Annotated in this window: 1 protein-coding gene; it reads left to right on the top strand. The window is 64.0% G+C overall.

What is annotated here, in order from left to right; all coding sequences use genetic code 11:
* The coding region (locus NS334_RS18940; RefSeq protein ID WP_206542727.1) for an NAD-binding protein at positions 1–472 on the top strand (472 nt) is incomplete at its 5' end.
* Positions 473–633: the final 161 nt, after the last annotated feature.

Genomic DNA, 633 nt, shown 5'->3' with positions numbered 1-633 from the left:
GTTCGAGACCGTGAACGCGCTGGCTGAAGCCGTCGCGGTGGCAAAGCACAACGGCGTCGATCCAAAACTGCTGCTGGACACCCTGTCGAAAGGCTCCGCCGACAGCTTCGCGCTGCGCAACCACGGCATGAAGGCAATCGTGCCGGGCGTATTTCCGGAGCGCGCGTTCTCGACCGAATATGCGCTGAAGGATCTGTCCTACGCGCTGGAGCTCGCCGCCGACGCCGGCATCGCAATCCGCGGCGCCGAGCTGATCGGTACGGTGTTGCAGGAGGCGATCGACAAGGGAAATAATTATCCTTCGATCCCTTGTCGATCGCGAAGCACATCGACAAGGCGTAGCTCCCTCCACCGCCATTCCGGGGCGTGCGAAGCACGAGCCCGGAAGCCATCAGGCCGCACGGTCCGTAGATCAATGGATTCCGGGCTCGACGCTGGCGCGTCGCCCCGGGATGACGAGGGGGTGGCCTAATACACGTCTTTCGCGTCGGCCTCTTCGCTGGTCTGCACCAGCTCGAGGCTGGTCTCGACCTTGCCGAGCAGGCGGCCGAGGTCGCGGCGTTCCTGCGCGGACAGGCAGGACAGGATCTCATGCTCCTTGCGCAACAGCCGCGGGATCAGCTCTTCATACAG

The organism is Sphingomonas endophytica, assembly GCF_001476895.1.
GTDB classification, from domain to species: Bacteria; Pseudomonadota; Alphaproteobacteria; order Sphingomonadales; family Sphingomonadaceae; genus Sphingomonas; species Sphingomonas endophytica_A.
The sequence above is the reverse complement of the archived record's forward strand: the minus strand, read 5'-3'. Positions and strand labels throughout refer to the sequence as shown.